The 15,588-nt window shown below is 64.0% G+C and carries 15 protein-coding genes and 1 tRNA gene; 4 read left to right on the forward strand and 12 right to left on the reverse strand.

Going from position 1 to position 15,588, the window contains the following annotated elements; genetic code table 11:
* The first annotated feature begins 42 nt into the window (after positions 1 to 42).
* Positions 43 to 1,593 carry a sugar ABC transporter ATP-binding protein gene (locus EN850_RS10365; protein ID WP_136091178.1) on the forward strand — a complete coding sequence of 517 codons (1,551 nt, stop codon included), beginning with the start codon at positions 43 to 45 and terminating at the stop codon, positions 1,591 to 1,593.
* Positions 1,590 to 2,351 carry an SDR family NAD(P)-dependent oxidoreductase gene (locus tag EN850_RS10370; protein WP_136091179.1) on the forward strand — a complete coding sequence of 254 codons (762 nt, stop codon included), beginning with the start codon at positions 1,590 to 1,592 and terminating at the stop codon, positions 2,349 to 2,351. The genes EN850_RS10365 and EN850_RS10370 overlap by 4 nt, the downstream gene beginning before the upstream one ends.
* On the opposite strand, the gene EN850_RS10375 is transcribed toward EN850_RS10370, so the two are convergent.
* The 6 genes from EN850_RS10375 to EN850_RS10400 form a co-directional block, all read right to left on the reverse strand.
* Positions 2,348 to 3,247, reverse strand: a complete 900-nt coding sequence (locus EN850_RS10375) for an aldose 1-epimerase (RefSeq protein WP_135882668.1) — start codon at positions 3,245 to 3,247, stop codon at positions 2,348 to 2,350. The two genes, EN850_RS10370 and EN850_RS10375, sit on opposite strands and share 4 nt — an antisense overlap.
* Positions 3,231 to 3,824, reverse strand: a complete 594-nt coding sequence (locus EN850_RS10380) for an SDR family oxidoreductase (RefSeq protein WP_136091180.1) — start codon at positions 3,822 to 3,824, stop codon at positions 3,231 to 3,233. The genes EN850_RS10375 and EN850_RS10380 overlap by 17 nt, the downstream gene beginning before the upstream one ends.
* 8 nt (positions 3,825 to 3,832) lie before the next feature.
* Positions 3,833 to 4,612, reverse strand: coding sequence for an SDR family NAD(P)-dependent oxidoreductase (locus EN850_RS10385; protein ID WP_135862675.1), 780 nt, complete (start codon positions 4,610 to 4,612; stop codon positions 3,833 to 3,835).
* Between the two features lie 83 nt (positions 4,613 to 4,695).
* Complete coding sequence (locus tag EN850_RS10390; RefSeq protein ID WP_135882671.1) at positions 4,696 to 5,691, reverse strand: ABC transporter permease; 996 nt, start codon at positions 5,689 to 5,691, stop codon at positions 4,696 to 4,698.
* Positions 5,692 to 5,790: 99 nt separating this feature from the next.
* On the reverse strand, positions 5,791 to 7,329 hold the full coding sequence (locus EN850_RS10395) for a sugar ABC transporter ATP-binding protein (RefSeq protein WP_136091345.1): 1,539 nt from the start codon (positions 7,327 to 7,329) through the stop codon (positions 5,791 to 5,793).
* 212 nt (positions 7,330 to 7,541) lie between these two features.
* Positions 7,542 to 8,504, reverse strand: a complete 963-nt coding sequence (locus tag EN850_RS10400) for a sugar-binding protein (RefSeq protein ID WP_127275274.1) — start codon at positions 8,502 to 8,504, stop codon at positions 7,542 to 7,544.
* Between the two features lie 605 nt (positions 8,505 to 9,109).
* Here EN850_RS10400 and EN850_RS10405 point away from each other — a divergent pair.
* Both EN850_RS10405 and EN850_RS10410 read left to right on the forward strand, forming a co-directional pair.
* Positions 9,110 to 10,231, forward strand: a complete 1,122-nt coding sequence (locus tag EN850_RS10405; RefSeq protein ID WP_189591043.1) for a LacI family DNA-binding transcriptional regulator — start codon at positions 9,110 to 9,112, stop codon at positions 10,229 to 10,231.
* Between the two features lie 104 nt (positions 10,232 to 10,335).
* Positions 10,336 to 11,136, forward strand: coding sequence for a class I SAM-dependent methyltransferase (locus EN850_RS10410; RefSeq protein WP_136091181.1), 801 nt, complete (start codon positions 10,336 to 10,338; stop codon positions 11,134 to 11,136).
* Between the two features lie 33 nt (positions 11,137 to 11,169).
* On the opposite strand, the gene EN850_RS10415 is transcribed toward EN850_RS10410, so the two are convergent.
* The 6 genes from EN850_RS10415 to EN850_RS10440 all read right to left on the reverse strand — a co-directional run bounded on the left by EN850_RS10415 (position 11,170) and on the right by EN850_RS10440 (position 15,077).
* Positions 11,170 to 11,655: an SRPBCC family protein gene (locus EN850_RS10415; protein ID WP_136091182.1), complete on the reverse strand. Its 486-nt coding sequence runs from the start codon at positions 11,653 to 11,655 to the stop codon at positions 11,170 to 11,172.
* Positions 11,652 to 11,969: a metalloregulator ArsR/SmtB family transcription factor gene (locus tag EN850_RS10420; protein ID WP_135882673.1), complete on the reverse strand. Its 318-nt coding sequence runs from the start codon at positions 11,967 to 11,969 to the stop codon at positions 11,652 to 11,654. The genes EN850_RS10415 and EN850_RS10420 overlap by 4 nt, the downstream gene beginning before the upstream one ends.
* Positions 11,970 to 12,119: 150 nt before the next feature.
* Positions 12,120 to 12,884 (reverse strand): SDR family NAD(P)-dependent oxidoreductase, encoded by a 765-nt coding sequence (locus tag EN850_RS10425; RefSeq protein WP_127871240.1) that lies wholly within the window; start codon positions 12,882 to 12,884, stop codon positions 12,120 to 12,122.
* Positions 12,885 to 12,967: 83 nt separating this feature from the next.
* Positions 12,968 to 13,044 (reverse strand) — tRNA-Arg (locus EN850_RS10430).
* A 139-nt stretch (positions 13,045 to 13,183) separates the two neighbouring features.
* The gene (locus EN850_RS10435; protein ID WP_136091183.1) at positions 13,184 to 14,041 is read right to left on the reverse strand and encodes a hypothetical protein; all 858 of its coding nucleotides are present in this window, start codon (positions 14,039 to 14,041) and stop codon (positions 13,184 to 13,186) included.
* 109 nt (positions 14,042 to 14,150) lie between these two features.
* Entirely contained in the window at positions 14,151 to 15,077 is a 927-nt protein-coding gene (locus EN850_RS10440) for a DUF1003 domain-containing protein (RefSeq protein WP_127275266.1), read from the reverse strand.
* Positions 15,078 to 15,588: the final 511 nt, after the last annotated feature.

The raw sequence follows: 15,588 nt of genomic DNA on the forward strand, positions 1-15,588 counted from the left end.
GGCCCGCATCTTGCGGATCCGGCAACATCCTGAGGGACCACTGTGTCGACCAACCAAGCGCCGCTGTTTTCAGCCACCGCGATCGCCAAGAATTTTGGCGGCGTGCAGGCGTTGCGCGGGGTCGATTTCGACGTGGTCTCTGGTGAAATCCATGCTCTGCTTGGCCAGAACGGCGCCGGCAAGTCCACCCTTGTGAAGATCCTCAATGGCGTGCATCCGGCCGGCTCCTACACCGGCACGATCCAGCTCGACGGCCAGCCCGTCAGCTTTGCCTCGCCGGCCGACGCGCGATCGAACGGCGTCGGTTATGTCCCGCAAGAAATCGAGGTGCTCGAACAGCTCTCGGTCGCCGAGAACGTCTTTGCCGGCCGCACCGGTCTGGGCGACGGCGTGCTGGTTCACCAGCGGAAGCTCGAGCAGCGGGCGGCCGAGATATTTGCCGATCTTGGCATCGATATCGACCCAAGGGCCTATGTCGCATCGCTGCCCTCGGCGCAGCGTCATCTGGTGATGATTGCCCGCGCCATCGTCATGAAGCCGCGCGTGCTGATGCTGGACGAGCCGACCGCGTCGCTCTCGGGCACCGAAGTCGACGCGCTGTTTGCCGTGCTGCGTCGGCTCAAGGCACAGGGCGTGGCGATGATCTACATCACCCATCGCCTGCCGGAAGTGCTCGCCATCTGCGACCGCGCCACCGTGCTGCGCGACGGACAGGTGGCGGTGCGCATTGCCCGCGAGGATTTCGACGCCGAGACCTTCATCTTCTCGATGTCCGGGCAAAGGTTGCAGCGGCTGTTCCCCGAGCATGCCGCGCCTGTCGGCACCCCGACCGCGCTGGAGGTTCGCCGCCTCAGCGTCGCCGGCCACGGCGGTGCTGTCCATGGCGCGAGGGACATCAACCTGTCCGTCGCGGCCGGCGAGATCGTCGGATTGGCGGGACTGCTTGGCTCCGGCCGCAGCGAGATCCTGCACGGCATCTACGGCCGCGTGCTGTCCGAGGGCGAGATCCACGTCGGCGGCAAGGAGGTATCGATCAAGTCGCCCGCCGATGCCCGCGCGGCCGGCATCGCGCTGCTGACCGAGGATCGCAAGCGTGACGGCCTGCTGTTCAACCTGCCGGTCGGCGCCAACATCACCATCGGCAATCTCGCGCCCTTGTCGCGGCGCGGCGTGGTGCGCGGCGGGCTGGAGCGCAACGCCATCGTGGCAGCCATGCGTGCCCTCAACGTCAAGGCATCGTCGCCGCGGGCCTCGGTCACCCATCTGTCGGGCGGCAACCAGCAGAAACTGCTGTTTGCCCGCGTGCTGATGCGGGCGCCGAAGGTACTGCTGCTCGACGAGCCGACCAAGGGCGTCGACGCGGCAACCCGGCATGAGATCTACCGGCTCGTGGTCGAGTTGGCCGACAAGGGCGTTTCACTGCTGATCGTCGCGTCGGAACTCGAGGAATTGATCGGTCTTTGCGACCGCTGCCTCGTCGTCGCCGACGGCCGCATCGTCGATGAATTCGGCCGCGGCGAAGGCGGTGAGGATCGCGTCTTGCGTTCGGTCACCGCGGCGCAGGCCGAGCGTCAGGCACAGGTTTCCGCATGATATTTGCCGGCAAACGCATTTTCGTCACTGGCGCCGCGACCGGGATTGGCCGGGCAACGGCGGAATACCTTGTCGCCGAGGGCGCCAAGGTCTTTGGCGCCGGGCTGGACGGCGATGAGGGCAAATCACTGGCGAGCCGTTATGGCGAGAGCCGGCTGATCTTCCGGGAGAGCGACCTCACGCGCGAAGCAGACGTCCGGGCAACCGTCGCGGCGGCGGCGGAACGGTTCGGCGGGCTCGACGCGGTCGTCAATTGCGCCGGCATCTATCCGACAGGCAAGCGGCTGGAAGAGCTTTCCGACGAGGAGTGGGACAGGACCATATCAGTCAATCTGACGGCCATTTTCCGCGTCTGCCGGGCGACCTTGCCGCTGCTGCGCGAGGCCGACGGCGGCTCGATCGTCAACATCGCCTCCGTCCATGCCGACGCCACCGTACCCGGCGTGCCCGCCTATGCGGCGACCAAGGCGGCGGTCGTCGGCCTGTCGCGGCAGATGGCGCTCGACTATGCCGTCGACCGCATCCGCGTCAACGCCGTGCTGGTCGGCTCGGTCGCCACCCGCATGACGCTGGACGGGCTGGAGGCAGCCGGCGGCGCGGAAGCGCTGGGCCTGTCTTTCGAACCGAACCGGATCGCGCGCATCGCCAACCCTGCCGAGATCGCCACGGCAATAGGCTTCCTGATCTCGGACGCCTCTTCCTTCGTCACCGGCAGTGCCATGCAGGTGGATGGCGGCCTGCTGGCTCGGCTGCTTTAGGATTGAAGCGCGAAGGGCATGAACGAAACAGCGCCGGCTGCACTTTCCCCCGGGCCAAGCACGATGACGCCCTCTTCCGGATCATCCCATCGGCCGCGGTTGAAGGCGCCGGAGGCATTGGTCTGGGGTTCGACGCAGAAAAACGGTTTTGTCGGGTCGGCATAGAGCATCAGGTGCCTGAAGACCGGATCGGCCGTGATCCGCAGCCCCGCGCCGCGCGAGGGAAAGCGGATGATCGCCTCGCCGCCCCAGCCGCCATAATCATTGTTGCGCCAGCCCGCCGGCAATGGCCGGCCCTCGGCGAAGTCGAGTTCGGGTGGCAGCGTGATCGGGTCGCCGGAAACACCGTCGGGCTCTTCGAGATAGAAACACTTGGCCTTGAATTGCAGAGTGGCGTCCGGGTCGCGATCGAACCAGGGGTGCAGGCCGAAGCCGAACGGCAGGGAAACCGGTCCGGTGTTGGTCAGCGTCATGGTCACGTCAAGCCCCTCGTCGGAAACCACGAAAGTCTGCATCGCGCGATAGGAATAGGGTTCGCCGGCGCCAGCAATATCCAGCGCCAGGGTTGCGCTACCGGCTCCTGCCTCCACGACAGTCCAGGCAAGCTGCCAGCCGCTGCCATGCACGTTGAATTTTTCCGGCGGATTGTTGGGCAGGACCTGCCAACGCTTTGACCTGAACTCAAAGGCATTTCCGGCGATGCGGTTGGCATAGGGCGTCATCGGGAACATGGCGACGCCCAGCACGTTGCCGGCCTCGCGATCGCCGTCCGAAAGCCGGCGCATCAGATCGATGCCGCGCCAGCGCAGTGAACTCACGGAGCCGCCGATTTGCGACACCAGACCGACCTCGATTGCGTCGGCCGTCAGCGCCAGCGGCTCAGAAATTACGCCCATAGCCTGCCATCCATCCACCGTCGACGCCCAGCATCTGGCCCGTCGTATAGGTGTTCAGTGGATCGCAGAAGAACAGCACGGCCGCAACCGCTTCCTCGATATTGCCGGCGCGGTTGACCGGGACGTGGCTGAGCATCGCCTTGTCACCCGAAACCATGGTCTCGTCCTCGACCAAGCCGACGCCGACGGCATTGACCAGGATTTTGGGGCCGAACTCCATGGCCAGCGTGCGCATGCCGGCCAGGATCGAGGCGTTCTCCATGGAGAAGCGCGGATAGCGGCGCATCGGCATGCCGGCGGTCACCGAAAGCAGGAAGACGATGCGTCCGCCGCCGCGCTCGGTCATGGCCACCGCCGCCTTGCGCGCCGCCGCGTACAAGGTGCCGGGATTTTCGGCCGTGCTTCCCGGACGCAGAGGGCATGATACCAGAACGATGTCGGGGGAAAGGACGCTGGCGTGCCGCGCCCCTTCGAGGACGCGGCCGCCATTGGCGCGCAAGGCGGCGAGTGCCGCCTCGGCAACCGGATTGCTCGCGCCTTCCAGTTCTATTGTCGAGCCAGTGAGATCGATTTCCATGGCCCCGCTCACATCATGTATCCCGCCGTCCAGCCGCCATCGACGGCCAGCACCTGGCCGTTGACATAGCTGGCGGCCGGCGAGGCCAGGAACAGCACCGCCTCGGCGATCTCTTCCGGCTGGGCAGGCCGGGCGAGGGGCACATGGTCGAGGAATTCCTGCGTGCGCCCGGCGAACTTGCCGTCCTCGCCATAGAACAGCTTGGCGGTCAGCGCCGTCATCACCGACCCCGGCGCGATGGCGTTGGTGAGAATTCCCCTGGCGCCGAGTTCGATTGCCATCGACCGCGTCAGATGGATGATGCCGGCCTTGGCGGCGACGAACGGGCTTTGCAGCCGCATGGCGGCGAGCCCGACGACGGAGGCGATGTTGACGATGCGCCCGCCCTTGCCGGCGTCAAGCATCGGGGCCAGTGCTGCCCGGCTCACGATGTAGAGGCCATCGAGGTCGATGCCGGTGATGCGGTGCCATTCGTCGGCCGGGAATTCGTCTAATGTGACGCGATGCGCCAGCGTGTTGACGCCGGCATTGTTGATGAGGATGTCGAGGCGACCATAGCGCCGCATGAGCGCGGCAATCGCGGCGTCCACCGATGCGGGATCGCGGATGTCGGTGGTGCAGGCCATCGCATCGCTCAACCCGGCCGCGACCTGGCGTGCGCCCTCGCCATTTATGTCGGCGACGACGATCGCCGCGCCATTGTCCGACAGGCGTTTGGCGATCGAACTGCCGATGGCGCCGGCGGCTCCCGTGACCAGCGCCACCTTGCCTCGCAAATCGCAGCGCATGTCCCGTCAGCCTCCCGCAGCACAGGTTATGCTATTATAATAATCTGGTGGCGCGGACAAGCAGCTACACGGGCGCGCGGGACTTATTCCGCGGCCGCCCCGACCGCGCCCTTGCGGGCGGCATCGACCATCCGCCGGCGCGCCCGGAACACGCCCCATTGCTGATCGACCAGCACGCCGATGAGGATGACGCCCCCCATCACCGCGAAGTTGAGCGAGGAGGGGATGCCGAGCAGGTTGACCAGGTTCTGCAGCTCCTGCAGCAGCACCGTGCCGAGGAGGACGCCGATCAGCGAGCCCTCGCCGCCGCGCAGCGAGAAGCCGCCGAGCACGGCCGCCGCAATGGCGTAGAGCTCGTAGAACTGGCCATGGCTGGCCGGCGAGATCGAGCGCGTGTACATGGCGAAATAAATCGCCGACAGCGCGGTGAGCACGCCGCAGATGACGTAAGCCGCCATGACGACGCGCCCGGTGCGGATGCCCGAATATTTCGCCGCCTCCTCGTTCTTGCCGATGGCGTAGAGATAGCGCCCGAACACCGAGCGGTGCAGCACCACCCACATGACGATGGCGATGACGATCAGCGCGAAGAAGGAGTTCGGCACGCCCCAGGAGCGGCCGGCGGTCAGGAATTCGAGATCGGGAAAATTCTGGCCGAAGGCGAAGCCCGCGGTGCCGTCGGCGGTGTAGAAGCGCGCGACGCCGCGGTAGATCAACAGGCCGCACAGGGTCACGACGAAGGGCTGCAGCTTGAGCCGCGTGATCAGCCAGCCATGCGCCAACCCGATGATGGCGCCGAGCGCCAGGATCAGCACGAAGGCGATCGGCCATCCCATGCCACGCACGGCGATGAAGTCGATGAACAGCGTGCCCAGCAACGCGACGACGGAGCCGACGGAGAGCTCGATGCCGCCGGTGATGATGACGAAGGCCTGGCCGATCGACAGGATACCGAAGAGACCGATGAGGTTCGAGGTGTTGGCGAGATTGATCGGCAAGAGGAAGCGCGGATTGATGATGGCAACGATCGCTCCGACCACCAGGATCAGGATCAGCAGGCCGAGATCTTTCTTTGTCATCGCCGTCTCCGCTTAGCTAAGGCGCGTCGCGCGCTTCAGCTCTTTGTTTATGCATGCCGTTGCCGCAAAAACCGCAGGCAACTTTTGCGCGGGCATGCATTAGTTTGCCGGCTTGCCCACCGCGAGCAAAAGCACGTTTTCCTGGCTGAAATGGTCCTTGTCGAGGATGCCCGAGATCTGGCCCTCATGCATCACGGCGATGCGGTCGGAGACGCCGATCACCTCTTCCATGTCGCTGGAGATCATCAGCACGGCGACGCCGGCGTCGGCCAGCGCCCGCATCAACCCGTAGATCTCCGCCTTGGCGCCGATGTCGATGCCGCGCGTCGGCTCGTCGAGGATCATCACCTTGGGGTTCATGGCCAGCCATTTGCCGAGCACGACCTTTTGCTGGTTGCCGCCAGACAGCGTGCCGGTGCGTGTCTGCACCGAAGGTGCCTTGATGCCGAGATTCTTCTTTTGCTTCTCGGCGGTAGCCGCTTCCGCGCTGTTCGAGACCAGCGTTCGCTTCGCATGTGCCGGCAAATTGGGGAGTGAAATGTTCTGCGCTATCGACAGGTCGAGCAGGATGCCGGTCAGCTTGCGGTCTTCCGGCACGAGGAAAATGCCTTGCGCGACGGCGTCCGCCGCGCTCGCCAGCGTCAGCGGCTTGCCGTTGAGCTCCAGCGTGCCGCCGAGGCTGGCTTCGATGCCGAAGAACACCCGTGCCAGTTCGGTGCGGCCCGAGCCGACGAGGCCGGCGAGGCCGAGGATTTCGCCGCGCCTGACGTCGAGATCGACCGGCCGGCTGGGATAGGTGGGGGTGCGGACCGCCTTGGCCGAGAACGCGACGGCACCGGGGGCACGCGCGGCCTCGGAGGCCTTCTCGCGTTCCTTCAGCATGCGTCCGATCATCAGCTTGACCATCTGGTCGTGGTTGATGTCGCGTTTGCCCAATGTTCCGGCCAGCATGCCGTCGCGCAGCACGACGACGCGGTCGGCGACGCGCTCGATCTCGTGCAGGCGGTGCGAGATGAAGATGACCGAGATGCCGTCGGCCTTCAGCGCCTTGATGACGTCGAGCAGCTTGTCGGTCTCGGCGAGCGGCAGGCTCGATGTCGGCTCGTCGAGGATGACCAGCCTTGCCTTGATCGACAGCGCCTTGGCGATCTCGACCATCTGCTGCTGCGCGAGCGAGAGATCCGCGACCTGCGTGTCGGCTGAAAAATTGGCGCCGACGCGCTTCAGCAGCGGCGCCACCATTTCGCGCAGTTTCGCGCGGTCGACCAGCTTCAGCGGCCCGGCGCGCAGCGGCTCGCGGCCGAAGAAGATGTTGGCGGCGACGTCGAGGTTTTCGAACAGATTGAGTTCCTGGTGAACGAAGGCGATGCCCGACCCCAGGCTGCCCTCCACGCTCAGGCCCTTATGGGCGGTGCCGTCGACCGTGATGGTGCCGGTATCCGGCGTGGTGACGCCACCGAGGATCTTCATCAGCGTGGATTTGCCCGCGCCGTTCTCGCCGACCAGGCCGATGACCTCGCCCGGCCTGACCTCCATGGAGAAGCCATCGAGCGCCACGACGCCCGGATAGGTCTTGCGCACGTTCTCCAAGCTGAGGAACGGGGTGGTCGCAGCGATGGATGTGTCGGAATAATTCATCATGCCTGACAGCGTTTGGCGGGCTCACAGACTGACTGGCCTGATCGAACCCGTCAATAAAAAGCGAAACGTCGCGCCGCCCCTCACCCTTACCCTCTCCCCGTATAGAGACGGGGAGAGGGGGTCGCCAGCGTCGCGGCCACCTCCCCTCTCCCCGTCACTATACGGGGAGAAGGTGCCGGCAGGCGGACGAGGGGCAGCGCCAACGCCGATCAGTTACCTGCCATCGCCTTGAGATTGGCGGCATAGGCGTCGACGTCATCCTTGCCGATGATCTTGGTCGGGATGATGATCAAATTGCCGGCCGGGATGCCCGACTTGTCGCCCTTGAGATAGGCGGCCATCAGCTTCATGCCCTGATAGGCCCATTCGAAGGGCTGCTGCACGACGGTGGCGGCAACTGTGCCTTCCTTGACGCCGCCCAGCGTGATCGGATCGTCATCGAAGCCGACGACGGTGATCGAGCCGAGCTTGCCGGCGTCGCGCAGCGCTTCATAGATGCGCGGCGTGTTGTAGGAGTAGAAGCCGACCATGCAGGTGACGTCGGGGCTGGCGACCAGCGCGTCCTCGACATTCTTCTTGGCGCGGGCCTGGTCGATGTCGTCGCCGCGCACGTCGACGAGCTCGATCTTGGTGCCGGCGAGACCGTCCTTCATGCCCTGGATGCGCTCCTTGGCATTGTCGGCGCCGAGCAGGCCGACGAAGCCGAGGCACTTGCCGCCGTTCGGCATCGCCTTTTTGGCGATTTCGGCCGCCTGCTTGCCGGCGTCGACATTGGACGAGCCGATATAGGCGACACGCTTGGTCTGCGGAGCATCGGAGTCCGTGGTGAACAGCGCCGTTTGCGAGGCGATCTTGTTCAAGCCATCGGTCGAGGTCTTGGGATCGACGGCCGAGACCATGATGCCCTTGACGCCGGCGGTCACCAGATCGTCCATCAGCCTCTGCTGGATGGCGACCGAGGATTGTTCGGGATATTTGAGTTCGAGCGTGTAGTCGGGCAGTTCGCCCTGCGCCTTCTTGACGCCGGCTTCGGCCGCTTTCCAGAAGTCGGAAGCGCCGTTGACGACGAAGGCCAGCGTCGGCTTGTCGTCGGCGCGCGCGATGGCCGTCGCCGTTAGGCCGACAGCCAGGGCCGCGGCGGCCATGGATGCATTGCGTATCAAGGATTTCATGTTCAACCTCCCGTTTTGGTCAGTCGTAGGACTGACCGGACTTGCTCACCAGAATTGTCTTGCTCACCTGAATTGCCGTCTGCGGCGTGGACGCCCTCCTCCTCAAGGGTTCCCGGCACTGAAAAGAATGGCGTCGTTCCCAGCCACGGCCACGGACTTTAGACAACCATTCTTCATTCGTAAATAGTCCGATTTGTCTGACATATCACATATCTGAGACATGGTTTGCGGAAGCAATATCCGCTTGCCATCGGGCTATTCACAGACACGTCCACCGCAACCGGACCGATCAGGCCGGATGCGGTGGATTGACGGTACAGCGCATCCTTGTATTAGTAAATACTATTAGCAAAGGACCGATCTGGTGGCGCTCGGGTGTCATAGCCGAACCGATTCGATGACGCAGCGATGCTTGTCCGAGCGCAGCCGGGGCCCTTGCGATCTGGGTATTTTTGCGAGGCTGGGCCTGCATGATGGGATGGGCTGCAAAGGGTGATAATAGTTATTAGTTTGCCCGACGCGCCCACGAACTGGCGGCGTCACTCCATCTTGTCGGCCCGCCGGGCCGCCGTTAGACAGGCTGGGAATTGGGGAACATCTACGGCATGAGCGAGACGACGGATCCGGACATCGCAACCGCGAAGCGCCGCAAGGCGCCGGCAAAGCCCAAGGGCCGCGTCACCATGACCGACATCGCGCGCGCCGCCGGTTGCTCGCAGGCCACGGTTTCCTTCGTGCTCAACAATTCGCCCGGCATTCGCCTGTCGCAGCAGACCCGCGAGCGGGTGATCGAGGCGGCGCGGGCGCTCGGCTACAGCGCGCCCGCCTTCTCGGCGCTGAAGCAGCCGGTTGCGGCTTTCGAGGGCGCCGCCTTTGGTGGACTCGACGGCGTGATCGGCTTCTGTGTCGACCAGCTCGCCACCAGCCCGGAGGCCGTGGTCGCCATCGAGGGCGCGCGCCAGGCGTCGTGGAATGCCGGCAACGTGCTTTTGGTGGCGCAGACCATGGGCGACGCCGTGATGGAGCCGCGCGCCATCTCAGCGCTGACCAGGCGGGGCATTTCGGCGCTGATCTACATGACCATCTTCACGCGCGAGATCACGGCGCCCGATTTCCTCTACGGCCTCGACATCCCGGTCATCCTGCTCAACTGCTACACGTCGGACTATGCCTTCCCCGCCGTGGTGCCCTCCGAGATCGCTGGCGGCCAGAGCTCAACCCGCCATCTGATCAGCCACGGCCACCGCCGCATCGCCACCATCACGGGCGAACCCTGGATGCAGGCAGCCCAGGACCGCCTCAAAGGCTACCGCCGCGCGCTCGCCACCGCCGACATTCCCTTCGACCCCGAGCTGGTGGTCGAAGGCGACTGGTCGGCCAGCGCGGGCTACGCCGCCACCGTCAAGCTCCTGGCCCTCAAAGACCGCCCCACCGCCATCTTCTGCCAGAACGACCGCACCGCCATCGGCTGCTACGAAGCGCTGAAGGAAGCCGGCCTGCACATCCCCGCCGACATCTCCGTCGTCGGCTACGATGACGAGGAAATCGCCCGCCATTTGTTTCCGCCGCTGACCACCTCGATCCTGCCGCATATGGCCATGGGTCAATGGGCGATCGAGCAGCTGGAAGCGCCGGCGGTGGCGGGACGGGGGCGCTATCCCATCACCAAGCTGGAGTGTCCGCTGGTGGAGCGGGAGAGCGTGGCGACGTTCAGGGGCCTCGCATAAACCGCCGGCTCTCTTGTCCCGTCCCGGATGCAGGCATCCACCGTGCTCCCCGCGTCTTGGCTTCATCCCGATAGAGGTCTAGCCTGCAGCCTGGGGAGGGGCATATGACATCGAGTTTCACCGTTCATGACGCGTCCGGCTACGAGCAACTCATGGGCCGCTGGAGCCGAAAGCTGGCGCCCAAGTTCATCGGCTTCGCCGGACTTGCCCCTGGCGAAAAGATACTCGACGTCGGCTGCGGCACCGGCAGCCTGACGTTCGAGCTGGCGAAATCCGCCGAACTCGCGGCGATCGGGGCAATCGACTTTTCGCCTGTTTTCGTCGAGGCGGCAAAGCGGCGCAACACCGATCCGCGCATCGCAATCCAGCAGGCGGATGCCACCGCCTTGCCCTTCGCGGACAATGCATTCGACCGGGCGCTGGCCCTGCTGGTGCTTCACTTCGTGCCGGAAGCCGGCAAGGCGGTTGCCGAAATGCGCCGTGTTACGCGGCCGGGCGGCGTGGTCGCGGCCGTGGTGTGGGACCATCTCGGCGGCATGGCGGGCATGCGCATGATGATCGACACTGTGGCGGCGCTCAGCGAGAGCGGACGCCAGCTGCGCAGCCGCTATTGCTTCCAGCCGATGATGCAGCCCGGCGAAATGAAGCGGAGTTTCGTGGAACAGGGGCTGGCCGACGTGACCGAAACCGAGCTGATGATCCGCATGGATTATCAGGACTTCGCCGATTATTGGGCGCCGATATCAGCCGGCGAGGGCCCGCTCGGCAAATACATGACCACGCTGGAGGCAGCCGAACGCGAGCGCGCCGAGGCTGCCGTTCGCGATGCCTATCAGGCCGGACGACCGGACGGGCCGAGGTCGTTCGCCAATGTCGCCTGGGCGTGCAGGGGCATGGTGCCCTGACCGCAGGCGGCGAAGCGCCTTTAAAAGCTGCTGTCAGGCCTGCCGTGCAACCAGATCGACATAGCGTTGCAGGTAGAGTGGCCAGCCCTGATCGCCGGCGACGGCATCGCGGACGCCTTCCCAGCCCTGGCCATGGCGCTCCAGGTTCCTGTGCTCGATCTCGACGTGGGTACGCTCAGCCGTTTCGGCGGTGAACCGCACCTCCCACTCGCTGGTTCTGGCCGGGTCGGTCTCGATGCGCCATTGCGGGCTGATGTCCCAACTCAGGAGCACGCGGTTGGGCGGCTCATAGGCCAGCACGCGCGCCCAGCGGCACTCGCTGCCGTCGACGCCGCGATCATAGACGTGGCCACCGACCCGAGGCTCGAACACCGTCTCGGCGACCTCGGCTGCAAGCAGATTGTGCTCTGGCGGTTTGAAACTGCCGAAATCCTCGGTGAAAACCTTGAAGGCGCGTTCGATCGGCGCCTCGACCACGACGGACTGTTTCACGGAGGCGATGGGGACCTGGGTGTTCATGGTGACTCCTCTGGTGGGGTCTCGACAGCCAGCTTGTAGGCCGCGAGAGTCTTGCTCCAGAACCGGTCGAGCCAGGCGCGCATCTGGCCAAGCCCGTGCGGATCGATGTGGTAGACGTTGCTGGCGCCCTTCGGCTCCGCGCGCACCAGCCGCGAATCCCTGAGCACCTTCAGGTGTTGTGACACCGCGGACTGCGACACGCTGACCTGCCGCGTGACCTCCGCCACCGAGCGCGGCCGCTCCGCGATCAGCTCGAAAATCTGCCTTCGGGTCGGATCGCCCAAGGCGGCAAGCTGTGCACTATCAACAGTCATGACTTATGATTAGTGCAGACTGATGATTGAGTCAAGCGGGCGCACCTAGTAGGCCCTGTTTGGCAGTGCGGGAATTTCTCCCGAAAGAGAGATCGCATTCGTTTGGATGGAAGGAATTACGTCAGGTCGAGATCCACCCGGCCGCGAGATCTATCCCTTGCGTTCTTCAAGGCTGTTGCCGCCGTCGACGACGAGCAAGGCGCCGTTGATATAGCTGGCGCTCTCGGAGGCCAGGAACACGACTGCCGCCGCGACCTCGTCCGGCCGGCCGGCGCGGCCCGGCGGCGCATGCAGGGCCGCTATCCGCTCCGGCTCGCTCGAGGCGCCTGTCTCGATCCAGCCCGGCGCCACGGCATTGGCGGTGACGCCGTGGCGCGCCACTTCCAGCGCCAATGTCCGGGTCAGGCCGACCATCCCGGCCTTAGCCGCGGAATAGGCGGCGGTGCCCTGGTAGGAAACCAGCGGCCCGGTCACCGATGCGACATTGACGATGCGCCCATATCCCGCTTCGACCATCGCCGGCAGAAACGCCCTGGTGACGAGAAACGCCGTCTTCAGGCTGGTGTCTATGCCCTGGTCCCACTCGGCCTCGCTCATCGCCAGGAACGTCTTGTCGATGGACGGCGAGGCCAGCGATCCCATGCCGGCATTGTTGACCAGGATATCGACAGTACCGACCTCTGCCTGCAGCCGCTCCACCTCCGCGGCGATGGTGAGATCGGCGATAGCGGCTTTGGCATCGATGCCCTCGCCGCGAAGCCCGCCGGCGCGCTCAAGCACCCGCGCGCTGGCGCCGGTCAGGAAAACGGCATGCCCGGCCTGGCCAAACTGGCGCGCAATGGCGAAGCCGATGCCGTCGACAGCGCCGGCGCCGGTGATCAGGACACGCCTGGTTTTGGGGGTGGTTGCGGCCAAATCAGGCTCCAAAACCCGTTCGGGCCAAACGTGTTACCCGGTACAAACCGTAACCTATGTGTCCGGAACGGACCTATGGAACTTGGCGCACCCGACAGGATTCGAACCTGTGACCTCTGCCTTCGGAGGGCAGCGCTCTATCCAGCTGAGCTACGGGTGCTTTCAGGACGAAGAGCCCGGAAAACGAACCAGCCGGTGAACCGGCAAGTCACCGCTTCTTAGCGGAAGCCGACGCGGGCTTCAACGGCCAAATAGCTGCTGAGCAGACTTGAAGCCCCTACGGCAGCGAAGGGTTTCGGTCAGCCTGCTTGGAGAGACAGCTTGGCCTGAAAATCGAGACGATCAATTAGGTCTACCTTTTCCTGCAGCGGCACAGGTTCGTAGAGCCCGGGGAACCGTTCCCTCACCTTATCCACAAAAGCTTCTAGTTTGGAATCGGTCGCTTCCTTTAGTTCTGCCAAATCGTTATCTGAAAGGGTAATCTGTACAAGACCTACCCGATACCGCTCAGCATAGTACTCCATCCCCTTGGGCAAAGGCTCTTCCGGATTTCTTGTTCGATAGCAATAATACGAGCGATTCGAGAACCGTTTGTGAGAGATCGCTTCAAATATAAAAGTCTCCCACTGCGCGTCGCTAAGTTTTACTTCGCAAGACGCGACCTCCAACTCTGTGCACCCAAGGATTTCGACGCGGTTCATCCCAACGATGTCGGGATTTCCCCATTTGCCACCTGATCGCTTATTTGCGGCATCTTTGGCCACGTAGCCCTTAGTCTCAAACCAAAGGCGTATCAGTGGATAGAGGTCCTTCTCTTGAAATGAGATAGTCCCCTTGTCTGCTTGAACTTCGGTTGCCACCGAGGAGGGATCTGGGCTCGGCGGAGCAACGGTTGGCGAGGTATCCAGCCAGTAACCGCCCCATGCTCCCCCGCTCACAATGCTAGATTCTTGGTCCGTATTTGCCGCCTGACTCAAATAGTTGAATATAGTGTTCCGCGCCAGTGGAGGCTTAAGCTCTCCATCCGACATAAGCTTTGACAAATGATCGACTATATCTTTGCTTCTAACGGAGCTCTCTGAACTAACTGAACCTCTTTTTCGTAGAAATTCTTCCGCATTTCTAATTAAGTTCGAATAAGACGAATTTGCACTCACCAATCCCGCTCCGCCGAGTCCCATTTCGGCAATGAAGCATAGAAACGCCTTCTATGACCAGAGCAAAACTTTGCGTTTTTCATTTCCCTATCCATGGCAGCCTGGTACCTCACTGCGGCCCCGCCGCACCCTTCGCCGTCCGCCGCCGGCGCACCGCGCGTTTGGCTTTCTTGGCGCCGGCCAGCTCGTTCATCGCATCGAGCTGCATCTGCTGCATTTCGGCCAGCCGTGTCCATTGGCGCGAGATCAAATAGTCGAGCTTTTCGTGCAGGTGGCGCACTTCGAGCTCGGCCTTGAGGTTGACGCGGTATTCGTTGAAGGAGCGCAGGCGGTCTTTCACCTCCTGGCGCTTCTGGCTCATCATGATGACCGGCGCCTGGATGGCGGCGATGCAGGAGAGCAAGAGGTTGAGCAGGATGAACGGGTAGGGGTCGAAGGCGCCGTTCAAGCCCTCGAACAGGTTGATGCCGATCCAGACCAGAAGCACGGTGGCGAACGAGATCAGGAACCACCAGCTGCCGCCGAAGGCCGCCATGTTGTCGGAGACGCGGTCGGGAAAGGTCCTGTGCTCCTCGAATTCCTCTTCCGAGTTTTCGGAGATCGTGTCCTGCTTGGCGATCGATTCCACCACCTGGCGGTCGAGCTCGGAGAATTCGCCGTGCTCCTGCTGCAGGAGCTCCTCCATGTAGCGCATGCGGTAGCGGCCGAGCTCCTCGCGGCTGACGCGCGCGCCCTTGGGCAGGTCCGGATGGTCGGAGCGGATACGGTCGGCAAGGCTCGGGCGCAGCGTGTCGATGCGCACCAGGTCGCGCTTGCGGAATTTGCGGCCCGAGATCGCCGACGGTTTCTTCCTGGGCTTTATCCGCGACGCGTCGGGCGGCGTCGGTTCGGAGTCCGGCACTTCGGGTGTGTCGAAATGCTCGTCCGAAACCTCCTGCAGATTGGCCTCGGTGGTCGGCGCCTCGAAATACTCGCCGCCGCTGTCGTTCTGGTTGTCGGCGCCCTGCTGCTCGGATGCCTTGGGAACGGTGCTCATGATGGGCTCCTGCTGGAAGGGGCGAGGATACGCTAGAATACGCTTAGGCGGTGGCGCATATCCACTGCCGGTTTTCGCAGCCTATGCCACGTCTTCCGCACGATTGCGTGACAGTGGCAAAACAATAGCCGGCTGTGGGGTTTTTGTTGGGGGGATGGGGCCGCGGGGTTGCGGGCGAGCGCAAGGGCGACCGCCTGCTGTGCCCGGCTGTTGGCAGGTTAGCGGGCGCTTCCCTCCGACTTCGTCATCCACGGGCGGAGCAGGAGCGAAGCTCCGTCGCGGAGACCCGAGGATCCATGCCGGGACGTTGGACGTGGGTGCAGCGGAGCAGAATTCCGCGCCGTTGCGGCGCCCATAGGTCGCGGCATGGATCCTCGGGTCTGCGCCGCGTCGCTTCGCTCCTTGCTCCGCCCGTGGATGACGAAGTCGAGGGCCCCGGACGGCCCTTCGCAGGCTCAGGGCGTTCGTCATTCGAAAAGCCAAGCAATTGGCTTTTCGTCCGCTGCGCGGA

This window comes from Mesorhizobium sp. M8A.F.Ca.ET.207.01.1.1, from assembly GCF_004794715.1.
Taxonomy (GTDB): Bacteria; Pseudomonadota; Alphaproteobacteria; order Rhizobiales; family Rhizobiaceae; genus Mesorhizobium.

What these genes read in the sequence shown, in the direction of transcription:
- EN850_RS10400 (WP_127275274.1), bottom strand. Translation starts at nt 8,504, where the DNA reads ATGAAATCCTTGATACGCAATGCATCCATGGCCGCCGCGGCCCTGGCT.
- EN850_RS10390 (WP_135882671.1), bottom strand. Translation starts at nt 5,691, where the DNA reads ATGACAAAGAAAGATCTCGGCCTGCTGATCCTGATCCTGGTGGTCGGA.
- EN850_RS10385 (WP_135862675.1), bottom strand. Translation starts at nt 4,612, where the DNA reads ATGCGCTGCGATTTGCGAGGCAAGGTGGCGCTGGTCACGGGAGCCGCC.
- EN850_RS10380 (WP_136091180.1), bottom strand. Translation starts at nt 3,824, where the DNA reads ATGGAAATCGATCTCACTGGCTCGACAATAGAACTGGAAGGCGCGAGC.
- EN850_RS10375 (WP_135882668.1), bottom strand. Translation starts at nt 3,247, where the DNA reads ATGGGCGTAATTTCTGAGCCGCTGGCGCTGACGGCCGACGCAATCGAG.
- EN850_RS10440 (WP_127275266.1), bottom strand. Translation starts at nt 15,077, where the DNA reads ATGAGCACCGTTCCCAAGGCATCCGAGCAGCAGGGCGCCGACAACCAG.
- EN850_RS10410 (WP_136091181.1), top strand. Translation starts at nt 10,336, where the DNA reads ATGACATCGAGTTTCACCGTTCATGACGCGTCCGGCTACGAGCAACTC.
- EN850_RS10370 (WP_136091179.1), top strand. Translation starts at nt 1,590, where the DNA reads ATGATATTTGCCGGCAAACGCATTTTCGTCACTGGCGCCGCGACCGGG.
- EN850_RS10420 (WP_135882673.1), bottom strand. Translation starts at nt 11,969, where the DNA reads ATGACTGTTGATAGTGCACAGCTTGCCGCCTTGGGCGATCCGACCCGA.
- EN850_RS10415 (WP_136091182.1), bottom strand. Translation starts at nt 11,655, where the DNA reads ATGAACACCCAGGTCCCCATCGCCTCCGTGAAACAGTCCGTCGTGGTC.
- EN850_RS10405 (WP_189591043.1), top strand. Translation starts at nt 9,110, where the DNA reads ATGAGCGAGACGACGGATCCGGACATCGCAACCGCGAAGCGCCGCAAG.
- EN850_RS10395 (WP_136091345.1), bottom strand. Translation starts at nt 7,329, where the DNA reads ATGAATTATTCCGACACATCCATCGCTGCGACCACCCCGTTCCTCAGC.